General features: G+C 30.2%; 13 protein-coding genes and 1 pseudogene. 10 read left to right on the top strand and 4 right to left on the bottom strand.

Translation table 11 applies throughout. From position 1 onward, the window contains the following. Window positions 1–46: 46 nt before the first annotated feature. Window positions 47–694 carry a hypothetical protein gene (locus tag K324_RS0105540; protein WP_026748278.1) on the bottom strand — a complete coding sequence of 216 codons (648 nt, stop codon included), beginning with the start codon at window positions 692–694 and terminating at the stop codon, window positions 47–49. Window positions 695–816: 122 nt separating this feature from the next. On the opposite strand from K324_RS0105540, the gene K324_RS0105535 reads away from it, so the two are divergent. Both K324_RS0105535 and K324_RS14370 read left to right on the top strand, forming a co-directional pair. Next, window positions 817–1,044, top strand: a complete 228-nt coding sequence (locus tag K324_RS0105535) for a DUF6290 family protein (protein ID WP_026748277.1) — start codon at window positions 817–819, stop codon at window positions 1,042–1,044. Continuing rightward, the gene (locus K324_RS14370; RefSeq protein WP_084533561.1) at window positions 1,044–1,367 is read left to right on the top strand and encodes a type II toxin-antitoxin system RelE family toxin; all 324 of its coding nucleotides are present in this window, start codon (window positions 1,044–1,046) and stop codon (window positions 1,365–1,367) included. Before K324_RS0105535 ends, K324_RS14370 begins: the two co-directional genes overlap by 1 nt. A gap of 186 nt (window positions 1,368–1,553) precedes the next feature. Here K324_RS14370 and K324_RS16525 read toward each other — a convergent pair whose 3' ends face one another. The 3 genes and pseudogenes from K324_RS16525 to K324_RS0105520 all read right to left on the bottom strand — a co-directional run bounded on the left by K324_RS16525 (window position 1,554) and on the right by K324_RS0105520 (window position 3,260). Continuing rightward, on the bottom strand, window positions 1,554–1,679 hold the full coding sequence (locus K324_RS16525; protein ID WP_269473198.1) for a winged helix-turn-helix transcriptional regulator: 126 nt from the start codon (window positions 1,677–1,679) through the stop codon (window positions 1,554–1,556). Window positions 1,680–1,740: 61 nt separating this feature from the next. After that, window positions 1,741–1,869 (bottom strand): annotated as a pseudogene (locus K324_RS16520) (winged helix-turn-helix transcriptional regulator); the annotation flags it as partial. A gap of 83 nt (window positions 1,870–1,952) precedes the next feature. Next, window positions 1,953–3,260 (bottom strand): MATE family efflux transporter, encoded by a 1,308-nt coding sequence (locus K324_RS0105520; protein WP_026748275.1) that lies wholly within the window; start codon window positions 3,258–3,260, stop codon window positions 1,953–1,955. 324 nt (window positions 3,261–3,584) lie between these two features. On the opposite strand from K324_RS0105520, the gene K324_RS0105515 reads away from it, so the two are divergent. The 8 genes from K324_RS0105515 (at window position 3,585) to speE (ending at window position 13,485) form a co-directional block, all read left to right on the top strand. Then, window positions 3,585–5,690: a glutamine synthetase III family protein gene (locus tag K324_RS0105515; RefSeq protein ID WP_026748274.1), complete on the top strand. Its 2,106-nt coding sequence runs from the start codon at window positions 3,585–3,587 to the stop codon at window positions 5,688–5,690. Between the two features lie 160 nt (window positions 5,691–5,850). Beyond that, window positions 5,851–6,813, top strand: a complete 963-nt coding sequence (locus K324_RS0105510) for an AEC family transporter (protein ID WP_026748273.1) — start codon at window positions 5,851–5,853, stop codon at window positions 6,811–6,813. Between the two features lie 431 nt (window positions 6,814–7,244). Beyond that, window positions 7,245–7,784, top strand: a complete 540-nt coding sequence (locus K324_RS0105505; RefSeq protein ID WP_026748272.1) for a hypothetical protein — start codon at window positions 7,245–7,247, stop codon at window positions 7,782–7,784. A gap of 12 nt (window positions 7,785–7,796) precedes the next feature. Further along, a complete protein-coding gene (locus tag K324_RS0105500) occupies window positions 7,797–8,669 on the top strand; it encodes a hypothetical protein (RefSeq protein ID WP_026748271.1) in 873 nt (290 codons plus the stop codon). Window positions 8,670–8,928: 259 nt separating this feature from the next. Continuing rightward, entirely contained in the window at window positions 8,929–9,792 is an 864-nt protein-coding gene (gene speD, locus K324_RS0105495; RefSeq protein WP_026748270.1) for an adenosylmethionine decarboxylase, read from the top strand. Between the two features lie 623 nt (window positions 9,793–10,415). Further along, window positions 10,416–11,879 carry an aminotransferase class I/II-fold pyridoxal phosphate-dependent enzyme gene (locus K324_RS0105490; RefSeq protein WP_026748269.1) on the top strand — a complete coding sequence of 488 codons (1,464 nt, stop codon included), beginning with the start codon at window positions 10,416–10,418 and terminating at the stop codon, window positions 11,877–11,879. Window positions 11,880–11,949: 70 nt separating this feature from the next. Then, a complete protein-coding gene (locus K324_RS0105485; RefSeq protein WP_026748268.1) occupies window positions 11,950–12,480 on the top strand; it encodes a glycoside hydrolase family 108 protein in 531 nt (176 codons plus the stop codon). A 159-nt stretch (window positions 12,481–12,639) separates the two neighbouring features. After that, on the top strand, window positions 12,640–13,485 hold the full coding sequence (speE, locus tag K324_RS0105480; protein ID WP_026748267.1) for a polyamine aminopropyltransferase: 846 nt from the start codon (window positions 12,640–12,642) through the stop codon (window positions 13,483–13,485). Window positions 13,486–13,508: the final 23 nt, after the last annotated feature.

Below are 13,508 nucleotides of genomic sequence, written 5' to 3'. Positions count from 1 at the left end.
TAGCCCTTTTATAATAGAATTTCTATAATTTAGAGATTTTATTGAATTATTTTGTAATTTTATACATTTCCTTATAATTTTTCAACTTTTCGTCAAGTTCAGCAATCGCCCATTTTCCATTATCCTTTTCCAAGTAAATTGTTCCTTTTAAAGCCATATAGCTGTCTGTATTTTCGTACATTTTTTTCATATCCTTAAACATTTTTTTCATAAACTTATCCATAAATTCGTCTTCTGACATTTTTTCTAAATCGTTGTTAGTTAAAAAGTTAGTAATCATTGTTTGTGTATATTTTTGTAAATTTCCCGCTGTATTAGGCATCTTAAAATCTAAAGTAACCTCTACAATATCATTTGTGACATACCTGATTTTTTCAATATTAATCTTACTTTTCTTCATCATAGTATCAAATAAATCACTGTAAAACGCTTTCATTTTTATTTCAAATTTCTTATCAGATGAGTTTGGTAAAAGTTGTTGATTCAACATTCCTGAAATCATAGAATTTGCCCCTTGCATAGTAGCCTGCATAAGTAAATTATAATCCCTTTTAGCTGCAATCTCAATTTCACTGTTATTTTTTGCAATTTCCTGCTGTGATAAAGTAACACCTTTTTTGAGGACGACTTTGTAATTGGCTGAGAATAGCTGGATTGACAGTGTTAGTAAGAGAAAAGTTAGTAGTTTTTTCATGGGTAATCAACTCCTTTGGTAGTTTTGTTTGTGAATTTATTTTAACATATTTTTTATATATTGACAAATAGAATAAGAATTGATATAATTGTAATACAAATATTACAATTGGAGGAATAGAAATGCCAACATTGTCATTGAGAATAGAAAAAGAGGATCTAGAATTCCTGAAAGAGTATGCAAATATAAATCATCTTAATATGTCTTCTTTTGTCCGTAATTTGATTTTAGATAAAATATATGATGAAATAACTGAAGAAGATGAAAAAAGAATATTAAAAAGATGGGAAAATGCAAAATCTGAAAAAACTGCTTCTGCTGAAGAGGTTTTTAAAAGGTTAGAACTATAATGGAAAATCAAATTTATGAAGTTAAGTTTACTGAATCGGCAGAAAAGGATTTAAAAAAATTAAGTAAAACAAATAAAGCTATTGCTAAACTTATAAAAAAATGGATTTTAGAAAATTTAATAGGTACACAAAATCCAAAGCAAAGAGGAAAGGCATTAACTGGAAATTTAAAAGGATTATGGAGATACAGGGTAGGCTCTTATAGAATCGTGGCTGAAATAAAGGACGATGTTTTGCTAATATTAATTATAGAAATTTCAGATAGGAAAGAAACTTATAAAAATAAAAAGAGAAAAACATATAAAGATGGGAAAATAAAGTAAATATACAATCTGAATATAATTTTATTTATAAAAATAAGGTTATAAAGGAATTATTAAATAAAAAAAGCACATGAAAATATTCAAAGATTTGGAGTATATTTCATAAATAAAATTTATAGAAAAAGATGATATTAAATGGCCTAAACAACTAATTATTTATCATCTTTTTTGTATATAATCAAATTTTTATTTAGCATAATATTTTTTTCCATAACTTTGCATAAGTTCCAAAATAGGTAACAAATCTTTTCCCTTCTCTGTAAGAACATATTCTGTCTTTTTGGGATAAACATCGTATTCCTTTTTTTTCAATGAGTTTTTCTTCAATTAAATAGTTTAGGTGATTGATGATCATTTTTTCGTTGCTGCCTTTTATTTGATTTTTGAAATCTTTTGTTCTGACTTTTCCGTGTCTTAAAAGCCATAATATGATGACTGTCCATTTTTTTGATAATATTTTTTGAGTTAGTTCCAATGGACAAGTGTAAATTTTTCCTTCCATATAAATTTTCCTTTCAATGAAATTATTTGAAATTTTAAAAAATACCAAATAATCTTGATTTTACTATAATTTTTTTGTTTTTTCTATATTTTTTTAGAAATTTTTATAAAATACCATACTCGAATTAATAGTCCTCCTGTCCAGCCTATCGGTGCGGCGATCCAAATTCCGTTATAGCCTAACGATGTTTTGGAAAGTAAAATGGCTAGAGGTACTTGAAACATACAAAATGAAGTAATGGAGGCTATTAGTGGAACTAAGGATTTTCCGTAGCCTAGTAGTAATCCATTTAGTATTTGCATTGTGCAGAAAATTACGTAAAATGCTGAAATTATGCGTAAATATTGATTTCCTATAAAAATTACTTCAGGATTTCGGTTAAATATTGAAATAAAGAATGCTGGAAAGATAAAAATAATAATTGAGATTATGATGGAAAATGTGATTCCTAAAATTAGGCTATCTTTTCCACCTTTAATTATTCTATCCATTTTTTTTGCTCCATAATTTTGAGCTGTAAAAGTCATCAACGCCTGTCCTAAATTTATGGATGGCAATTCTGCGAAGGAATCAATTCGGGAAGCAGAAATAAAAGCTGCAATACAGTCTGTTCCAAATCCATTTACAAGAATTTGAATGACAATAAATCCTAGGCTGATTAAAACTTGCTGTAACATTGCTGGCATTCCAATAATCAGTATTTCTTTTAAAATATTAAAATTTAAGTTGAAATAATGTTTTTGAAAAATTAAATTTGGATATTTAAATTTTATGTAAAATAAGCAAAGAAAAAAAGAAACAAACTGTGAAATAACAGTTGCAATTGCAGCTCCTGCAACTCCAGAATTTAGTACTGCTACAAAAAATATATCTAGGATAATATTTAAAATCACTGCGGTAATTAAGATGTAAGTCGGCGTTTTTGAATCACCTACGCCTTTTAGCGTATTTGTGAGGGAGTTATAACCAAAAGTTGGTACAACTCCAATAAAAATAAATTTTAAATAGATATTTGCCTCCAGTAACAATTTTTGTGGGACATTAATTAAAATTAAGATATTGTTTGACAGTAAAAAACCTAATGTTGTAACAATAAGAGATAAAACTATGGAAAAAATAAATCCTGTATTTGCCGTGATTTTCAAATTTTCCATATCTTTTGCACCAAAATATTGGGAAATTAGAATGCTTGTACCTAATGAAATACCTATTATCAGCACATTAATCTGATAACTGGAACCTACAGCCGCAAGACTTTCCTTTCCTAAAAAATTTCCCACAATAATCGTATCTGAAATGTTATAAATTTGCTGAAATAGATTTCCTATCAAAATTGGTAAAGAAAAATAAATTATAGTTTTTAGTTCATTTCCTTTTGTTAAGTCTTTCATTTTTATTTTTTCTCCTTTTTTAGCTTCTTAATTAACATTTTAACATTTATTTTACTTGATATGAATAACATACTTTTTTGTGAGTATAGTCAATTCACTTAAAATAGAAGTAAAAATATGTAAAAATTAGATATAGATTAACCTCCTCCCTTCATTTTGAGCTAGAATTACTATATATTTTTTTATAAAAATGAAAAAAGTATAGGAAAAAATTTTTATTTGACTTATATTTTCCCACATTGTATAATAAAACATATTTAGAAAAATGGAGAGTGGAAAAACACTGTTCCATAATAAATTGATACGGAAAAGAGGTTAAAATTTATGGAAAACGCTATGAAAAGCTTTGGAGAAAATGTCTTTAGGGACAGTAATTTGAAAAAAAGAGTTTCCAAGGCTGTTTTTAAAGAGTTTAAGGCGTCGCAACTGGGTGAAACTGAATTGTCAAAGGAAGCTGCTGAAGTTATTGCAAATGCGATTAAGGACTGGGCGACTAAAAGAGGGGCTACTCACTTCTGTCACTGGTTTCAGCCATTAAATGACTTGACAGCGGAAAAGCATGATTCATTTTTGGAACCTACTGAGAATGAGGAACTTATTTACAAATTTTCTGGAAGCAACTTGATAAAAGGTGAATCTGATGCATCTTCATTTCCAAATGGAGGACTGCGTAGCACATTTGAAGCAAGAGGTTATACAATTTGGGATACAAGTTCATATCCATTTATAAGAGAAAATAAAAATGGAGTTACGTTGTATATTCCTACAGCCTTTATTTCATTTACTGGTGAAGCGTTGGACAAAAAAGTACCTTTATTAAGAACAATGAAATATATAAGTGAACAAGCATTAAGAGTTTTACGGGCTTTGGGAAATACTACGGCTAATCACGTATTTAACACTTTGGGAGTAGAGCAGGAATATTTTCTGGTAAAAAAAGATATGTTTGAAGCAAGAGATGATTTATTGCTTACAGGAAGAACATTATTTGGAGCTTCTGCACCTAAAGGACAGGAACTAAGTGATCACTATTACGGAAAAATTAAAGAAAAAGTAATTAATTTTATGAGTGATGTTGATGTTGAACTTTGGAAATTGGGGATTCCATCAAAAACAAGACATAATGAAGTGGCTCCTAACCAGTTTGAAGTAGCACCATTATTTTCAGTAGCAAATTTGGCATCGGATCAAAATCAGATAATAATGGAAACTATTGAAAAAACAGCATTAAGACACGATTTGGTGGCACTTCTTCACGAAAAGCCGTTCGCAGGGGTAAATGGTTCAGGGAAGCACAACAACTGGTCACTGGGAACTGATGACGGTAAAAACCTTTTCAGTCCTGGAAAAGATATGAAATCAAATACACAATTTTTAATCTTTGTGGCTGCGGTAATTGAAGCTGTTGACAGATATTACCCAATGTTAAGATACGCAACTGCAACTGCTACAAATGATCATAGACTTGGAGGACATGAAGCACCGCCTGCAATTATCTCAGTTTTCTTGGGAGATGAATTGACAACAGTTTTAAATAATATTGCATACAAAAAAGATGCACCTGTGTCAGAATCATCAAAAGTGAACTTATCAGTTGATGTATTGCCGACATTCAGTATGGACGCTGGAGATAGAAACAGAACTTCACCATTTGCATTTACTGGAAATAAATTTGAGTTTAGAATGCCGGGTTCAAGTTCTACACCTGCAACTTCTGCGGCCGTGATAAATGCGATGGTTGGAAAAGTGTTATCTGAATATGCAGATAAACTTGAAAAAGCAACTGAAAAATCTCTGTCAAAAGTAGCAAACGAAATTATTGCAAATGCTTATAAAAAACACCATAGAATAATTTTCAATGGAAACGGATACAGCGAAGAATGGGCAAAAGAAGCTAAAAAACGTGGACTTACAAACGAAGTGGCTTCAAATACAGCACTTAGAAAAATGATAGACAAAGATGTGCTTGAACTAACTCAGGAAATTGGAATGCTTTCTGAACAGGAATCAATTGCAAGATATAATGCCTACGCAGACAGGTATGTAACTCAGTTAAGCATAGAGTCAAGAACATTGATTGATATTGCGAATAAGAATATTTTGCCATCTGGATTAAAATATGCCAATTTATTAGCTGATCATATTGAAAAAAATTCAAAATATGGAAAGGCATTTATAAAAGAGCAGGAAGAAATATTAAAAGATGTGCTGGCAAATATTACAACTTTGAGAAAAGAAGTAAAATCGCTTGAAAAAGAAATAAATAGAGTAAGAAATGAAAAAGATTTAGGAAAACAGACTGATTTGGCAAAAGAAAAATTGGTAACAGGACTGGAAGCATTAAGAATCCCTTGTGATAACTTGGAAAAAGTTATTGATAAGGAATACTGGAGTTTCCCAACTTATACTGATTTGTTGTTTAAGTTATAATATGGATAAAGAGTGCAGGGACTTTAACGAGTCCTTGCTTTGTTTGTTTAAAAATAATATTTTTATAGTAAACTGTTTTAAAATCAAATTCAAAAATCACGAAATTATTAAGATTGATTTTGAAAGAGATGGAGTATAGTAAAGAAAGGAAAGTTTAGAAATGATTTTTTTGAAATCACTGGGAAGTATTTTCCCTATTATTGTTATGATTGCGATTGGATATATTTTGAAAAAAAGGCACTGGTTTCATCATACATTTAGTGAAAATGTGTCAAAACTTATTACAAATGTGGCTTTGCCTTGTTCGATATTTTATTCAGTCTTGAAATATTTGAATATGGATGCCTTGAAGGAAGTGTCAAATCGTTTGATTTTTACATTTGCTTCAGTTATTATTGGATATGTTGCAGCTTTTTTTGTAATAAAGCTGGTGAAGATGAGGGAAGGACGGCGTGGAGTCTTTTATAATGCAGTAGTCAATGCAAATACGATATTTATTGGACTGCCGTTAAATATGGCACTTTTTGGGGAAGCAGCTTCTAAATATTATTTAATGTATTATATCACAAATACTGTGTCAATCTGGACTTTAGGGTATATGCTTCTGGCAGGTGATTCACTGGATGGGAATGAGGATGAAAAAAGTGAATTTAATCTGAAAAAGTTGTTATCACCTCCACTTATTGCTTTTGTAATAGCCTTTATTGTACTTTTGTCAGGCATAAAAGTAATAACTCCGATTGTGGAAACTACAAAATATCTTGGAAGTGTTGTAACACCTCTTGCATTGCTTTATATTGGAATAGTGTTGGCAGATGCGGGACTTCACAGTATCCGGTTTGATTTGGATACGAACTTGGCTTTACTTGGAAGATTTGTATTTTCGTCAATTGTCATGATTGTGTTATTGAAAATTGCTGGACATTTTGTGCAGTTGAACGAGCTGGAAATAAAGACGTTTGTGATACAGTCGGCGGCGCCAGTGTTTGCAGCATTGCCAATTTTGACTAATGAAACTAATGGAGATATTGGATATTCCACAAATGTAGTTACAACAAGTACGATTTTATTTATATTAGTAGTACCTATCTTGATGAGTATTTTAAATATTATACATATATAAATCTGGAAAATCATTAATTTGATTTTCTTTTTTGTGTAAGAACTTAACTTTTTGTTATATCTTGAAATTAATAAAAAAATATGGTAAACTTTTATTGGTGATATATGTTAATAAAAATAAAAGAAAAAATAAAAGTTATAAAAATATTATTCTAATGAATTTAAAATGATTTTAAAATCGAAAAATATAAATTTGCAAATTAATTTATAAGTATATTTTTATAAAATATTTATATTAAATAAAACTATGAATAGGAAATTGTAAAGGTAAAGACTAAAAAATTGAATGATAATACTATTTATACACAAAAAAATGAGCTTTTTTTTCAGAAAGCAGAAAAAATAATAAAAATCAAAATTTAAGAATGCTGTATTAACAAAGTTTTATAGACTTTTACAAATGACTAGAAATTGTAAACATTAGGAGGAAAAGTGAAAAAATTAATAATATTACTTATTTTATTAGTATCAAATATTTCATTTTCAAAAACTTGCAATTGGATAAAAGAGCCGAATATATATGTAACTAAGGAAATTGAGCTGATAGGCCGTTCACGTCTGAAAGGGAATGTTTACTGTGATGTGGAACGTGATTTTATGACTTATTATGTCGGGATAGATAATCTTGAAGTGGGATTAGTTTATAATATGCGTGAAAGAAGAGAATTGACTTATGAAAATATTTTTAGAATATTAATTGATTTTGAAAATGATATTGCAAAATTAATTCCTACAAATATTCCAAAAAAAGATGAAAAGAAAAAACCAAGATATTATACTTTCAGACTTTATGCCTATGATGCAACTAAAAAAGATACTTTTATGCTATTTAAATATATTTTAGACACAAATAAGGTTGACGGGGACTGGAAAACGTATTATAACAATGAGATTTTCTCAAAAACAAGTGAGCAGATGCGGAAAACATTGAAGGATAGCGGATATAATCCGACTGAAGATATTGTGTATTAATTAAGGGGAAAAATGGAATTAATTTTAGAAGAAGATATTGTATACAGAACGAGAATAAATGACTTTGGCGTGGAACCAGTCAATAAACGTATTATAACGACTGGAGAAAAGCTGATATATTTTAATAAAAATAAATTTGAAAAGGAAAGTGGCGGGAAAGTAAAAAACTGTGAAATTATAAAATATATAAAAGAAAAAAATCAGTTATTTGTTTCAAGCATGTTTTTTGTTTCCACTCCGAATGGAAAAGTGTACAAGTGTGACGGGAATAAAAAGAAAATAGTTGAACTTGTATTTGATACGAACGATACTATAAAAGTAATGAATTTTATAACGAGCGGCAGGATTGTCTACATTGAAAAAAACTGCCTATTTTCCTATGATGTAGATACTGAGGAACTTATTTCAACAAGGCTTACAAGAACTAGAAAAAGTGGAAATTACAAAATTTTCACAAGTGGGGAAAATGTTATAATCAAATTCAGGGAAGACTATAAACATATAAACACCATAAGTATTTTTGAAAATAAATTAAAAAAAATATTTGAAGTGAAAACCGAAAATAATCACACTTATTCAAAAATAGTAGGACTCCAATATTTCGCAGGAACAGAAGATGGTGAAATCGAAATATGGAACATTCTGGATCAAGAACTTTATAATTCAATAAAAATTTCCGATAGAAAAGTAACATACATTGAAGAATTTGAAGGGAAATATTTTATTGGTTTGGAAAACGGAGAATTAGTAATTACGGATGGAAAATTCAATGTTTTAAAACAGGAAAAAATATTAAAGGAAAGAATTGTGAAAATTTGTGTGATTGAGGATGAAATTTATGTGATGGGGTGTGAGAATAGGATAGTGAAGTATAGGATGGTTTAAAATATTTTTGTTGTAATCACAGTTATTAATTTAGCTGTGATTTTTTTTGAAAATTCATTTTGCAATTTTAATTGTAAAAATTACGTATAAATGTTATAATTTGGCGAAAAAATAAATCCAAAAATGAATAAAAATATGGAAGAAATAAATAAATTTTTAAGACTGAAGCAGTAACATTTTAAAACTGAGTTCAAATCAAAGATTTATTTGGTTTTTAAAAGAATTTTTAGTGTAATATGAAGGAAAGGGAGAGGAAGTGATGAATGAGTTGGAAAACAATAAAATTAAGCTATATGGATTCAATAATTTAACAAAAACGTTAAGTTTTAATATTTATGATATTTGTTATGCAGAAACAGAGAGGGAGCAGAAGGATTATATTGCATATATTGATGAACAGTATAATTCAGAGAGACTTACAAAAATACTTATCCGTGTGGCAGAAATGATTGGAGCACAAGTCTTGAACATATCAAAGCAGGATTATGAACCACAGGGGGCATCTGTGAATGTTTTGATTGCGGAAGAAAGAATAAGCCCAGAAAATATTGATAAATCTTGTAATAGAGGAAAGCCATTTTTTGAGGAAATTGGGATGGATGAAAATAGTGTAAAAAAAAGTGGTGCAAGTCAGGATACTGATACAGTTCACGCTCATTTGGATAAGAGCCACATAACAGTGCATACTTTCCCAGAATACCATCCAGATAATTCAATTTCGACTTTCAGAGTAGACATTGACATCGCAACTTGTGGAGAAATTTCACCATTAAATACACTAAATTATCTGATAGACAGCTTTGATTCAGATATAATTACGATTGATTACAGAATACGTGGATTTACAAGGGATATTTCAGGAAAGAAATTTTTTACAGATCACAACATAACTTCAATTCAGGACTATATTGATCCTGAAAAGCTGAAAATATACGATGCTATTGATGTAAATGTATATCAGTCAAATATTTTTCATACAAAAATGCTTATAAAGGAAATTGAATTAAAAAATTATCTTTTTAATCAGGATGTCTATGAAATTGCACCAAAAAAAAGGCTGGAAATTACAGATAGGCTAAGGAAGGAAATGATTGAAATTTATAGCGGAATGAATATCTATTAAAATCATTCTACACTTAAATTAAATATCAAAAAAAATATTTTTTATATTTTGGTTTCTAAAGTATTTTGATTAATAATAGTTTTTTTCTTATTTTTATTTATATTAATTTTTTTAAAGCAGAGGTATCAAACGCCATACCTCTGCACTCCCGCTTCTCGAATTTCAATTTTACAGCAAAAGACAAAACTCGCTTTTAACAAAAGTTATTTTAATTTCATAAGGTTGTTATTTAATTTAAATATAACAGAAAAGCTCAAACATGTTGTCTTTTACTGAAAAATTAAAATCTCGGAAATTTATAAAAAATTTTTTATTATATTCATGAAAATAATAAGTAAAATAATTATTATAATTGAATCAGAAATGTCGTGATTTTTTGGAAATAAAAATTACTGTTTGAGCGAAGCAAGTTTAATTTTTGTTTTCAAAAAATGCTTAGACGAGCGGGGATTGCAAAGGGGATGGCGATTGTTCCCCTTTGCTTTAATAAAAAGAAAAAATATATAAATTATAAAAAAATAGTTACTAATCAAAATGTAAATGTAACTTGTCTAAATGTTTAATAAAAAATTTTGGAATTTAAAATTATAAATAAATTAAAAAATATGAAAGGAGTTGAAGAAATGGGGAAAAATATTGATAAAGATAGACAGAATAAGACAGTTCTTTTTGATGCGTTAAAAAATCATCTTTCTAACAGGGTTGTGAGATTTGATGTACCAGGGCATAAAGGAGGGCGTGGAAATAAGGAGTTTCGAGATTTTATTGGGCTGGATGCGATGCAGATGGATGTTAATTCGATGAAACCGCTTGATAATTTATGTCATCCAACTTCGGTTATTAAAGAGGCACAGGATATAGCGGCGGAGGCTTTTGGGGCAAAAGAGGCTTATTTTATGGTAAGTGGAACGACTGGGGCTGTGCAGGCTATGATTATGGCGACTTGTAAGGCTGGGGATAAAATCATTATTCCAAGAAATGTGCATAGAAGTGCTATTAATGCGATGGTAATCTGCGGGGCAATTCCAGTTTATATTAATCCTGGGCTTAACAAGAAACTGGGAATATCTCTTGGGATGTCAATTAATGATGTAAAAAAAGCAATTCATGAAAATCCTGACGCAAAAGCAATACTAGTGAATAATCCCACTTATTATGGGATTTGTTCGGATTTGAAATCTATTGTAAAATTGGCACATGAAAATAATATGCTTGTGTTAGTTGATGAGGCACATGGGGCACATTTTTACTTTGATGAAAATTTACCAATTTCAGCGATGGAAGCTGGAGCGGATATGGCGGCAATCAGTATGCACAAAACAGGCGGTTCTCTTACGCAAAGTTCGATTCTACTAAGTGGAGAGCGGATAAATGCTGATTATGTTCGGCAAGTTATAAACTTGACTCAAACTACGAGTGCATCGTACTTGCTTATGACTTCACTTGATGTGGCAAGAAAAAATTTGGCAATAAATGGAAGGGAACTTTTTGAAAAAACAGTTAAATTTGCAGAATATGCCAGAAATGAAATTAATAAACTAGGTGGATATTATGCGTATGGGAAGGAACTGATTGACGGGGATTCAGTTTATGACTTTGATACGACAAAGTTATCTGTGTATACAAAGGATATTGGGCTTGCTGGAATTGAAGTTTATGATATTTTGCGGGATGATTATGAAATTCAAATTGAATTTGGAGATTTGGGGAATATTTTGGCGATAATTTCGGCGGGGGACAGAGGTTTGGAAATAGAGCGGCTAATTTCTTCACTTGCTGAAATTAAAAGACTTTACTCAAAAGATTCAACGGGAATGTTTGATCACGAATATATAAATCCTGATGTTGTGCTTCCGCCGCAAAAAGCCTTTTATTCAGAAAAAGAAATGCTTCCTATAAAAGATAGTGCTGGTAAAATAAGCGGGGAATTTGTTATGGCTTATCCGCCAGGGATACCGATTTTGGCACCAGGAGAGCGAATTACAGAGGAAATTATAAGTTATATTGAATATGCAAAGGAAAAAGGATGTCTATTAACAGGAACTGAGGATATGCATGTTGAGAAGATAAATGTTGTTTTGGAGTGAAATTTTTGAAATAAAAATGCAGACATTGTCTGCGGAATCCACTTAAAATAAATGAAAGAAGGAAATAAAAATGGCTGACAGCAGATTTTTGAAATTTTTTAATTATATTTTACTAGTTGAAGGCAGTTACTCTAATGATGAAAATGATAGAGGCGGGGAAACAAAGTACGGAATTACGAAAGAGCGGGCAAGAGAATGTGGATATAAAGGGAATATGAGAGATTTGACAAAAGCGATGGCACAGAAAATTTATGAGGAAAAGTATTATAAGGCAAGAAAACTGGACAAAGTGAAAAATGATAAAATGGCACTCAGCATATTTGATTTTTCAGTAAATGCTGGAAGATATGGGATTAAAAAGGCTCAGGAAGCTGTGAATAAGGTTTATGGGAAAAATGTAATTAGTGTAGATGGAGCAGTTGGGCCTATGACATTGAAATACTTAAATGAAGTTAATTCTTCTAAATTTTTGACTGTTTATCATAATTTACAGCGTGAATATTACAAGTCTCTTGCTAAAAATAATGTAACTCAGAATGATTTTCTGACTGGATGGCTGAACAGGGTTAAGGTTAAGGAAAATTATTTGAGAAACGTTTAATGATTGTAAGAAAATAGAATAAAATTATAAACAATAAAAAATTTGAGGAATTTATAAAAAAAGCTTCAAAGAAAAAAACATTGAAATAAAATACTAGATATTTTTTATTGTAAGATTTTTATAAAAAATAGATAATACAAATCGAAAGGAGTATAGCAGATGGAATTATGGTATACAGAAGAGCATACGAAAAATGTTCGTTTTTCTATAAAAGTTGATAAACAGCTGGTTAGTACGAAAAGTGATTTTCAGAGAATTGATATTTTTGAGTCGCCAGAGTTTGGGCGGTTTTTGACATTGGATGGATTTATGATGCTGACAGAAAAGGATGAGTTTATTTACCATGAAATGATAACTCACGTTCCTATGGCTGTAAATCCGAAGGCTAAGAAAATATTGGTGATTGGTGCTGGAGATGGCGGTACTGTCCGTGAGCTTGTAAAGTATGGACATATTGAGAGAATTGATATGGTGGAAATTGACAAGATGGTTGTTGATCTTTGCCGTGAATATTTGCCTAGGACAGCGAATAAACTGGATGACGAAAGGGTTCATATTTATTATGAGGATGGATTGAAATTTGTACGTTCCAAGACAAATAAATATGATATTGTAATTGTGGATTCGACAGATCCATTCGGGCCTGGAGAAGATTTATTCACAAGGGAATTTTATGGAAATTGCTTTAACGCATTAAAAGAAGATGGAATTCTTGTAAATCAGCACGAAAGCCCATATTATGAGGCAGATGCTAAAGCAACGGCAAGAGCAAACAAACAGTTAAGGGCCGTTTTCCCATTTGCAACAGTTTATCAGCTACATATACCGACATATCCATCAGGACACTGGTTGTTCGGATTTGCTTCAAAAAAATATAATCCTGTGGAGGATTTGAAGGCTGATGAATGGAATCAGTTTGGGATAGAAACGAGATATTATAATACAGAATTGCATAAAGGGGCGTTTGCATTGCCAAATTATGTAAAAGACTTGATAAATAACTAGAATAAAAAACAATAAGGAGAATT

This window comes from Leptotrichia trevisanii DSM 22070, assembly GCF_000482505.1.
Lineage (GTDB): Bacteria > Fusobacteriota > Fusobacteriia > Fusobacteriales > Leptotrichiaceae > Leptotrichia > Leptotrichia trevisanii.
This window is presented reverse-complemented; position numbering and strand designations above follow the sequence as displayed.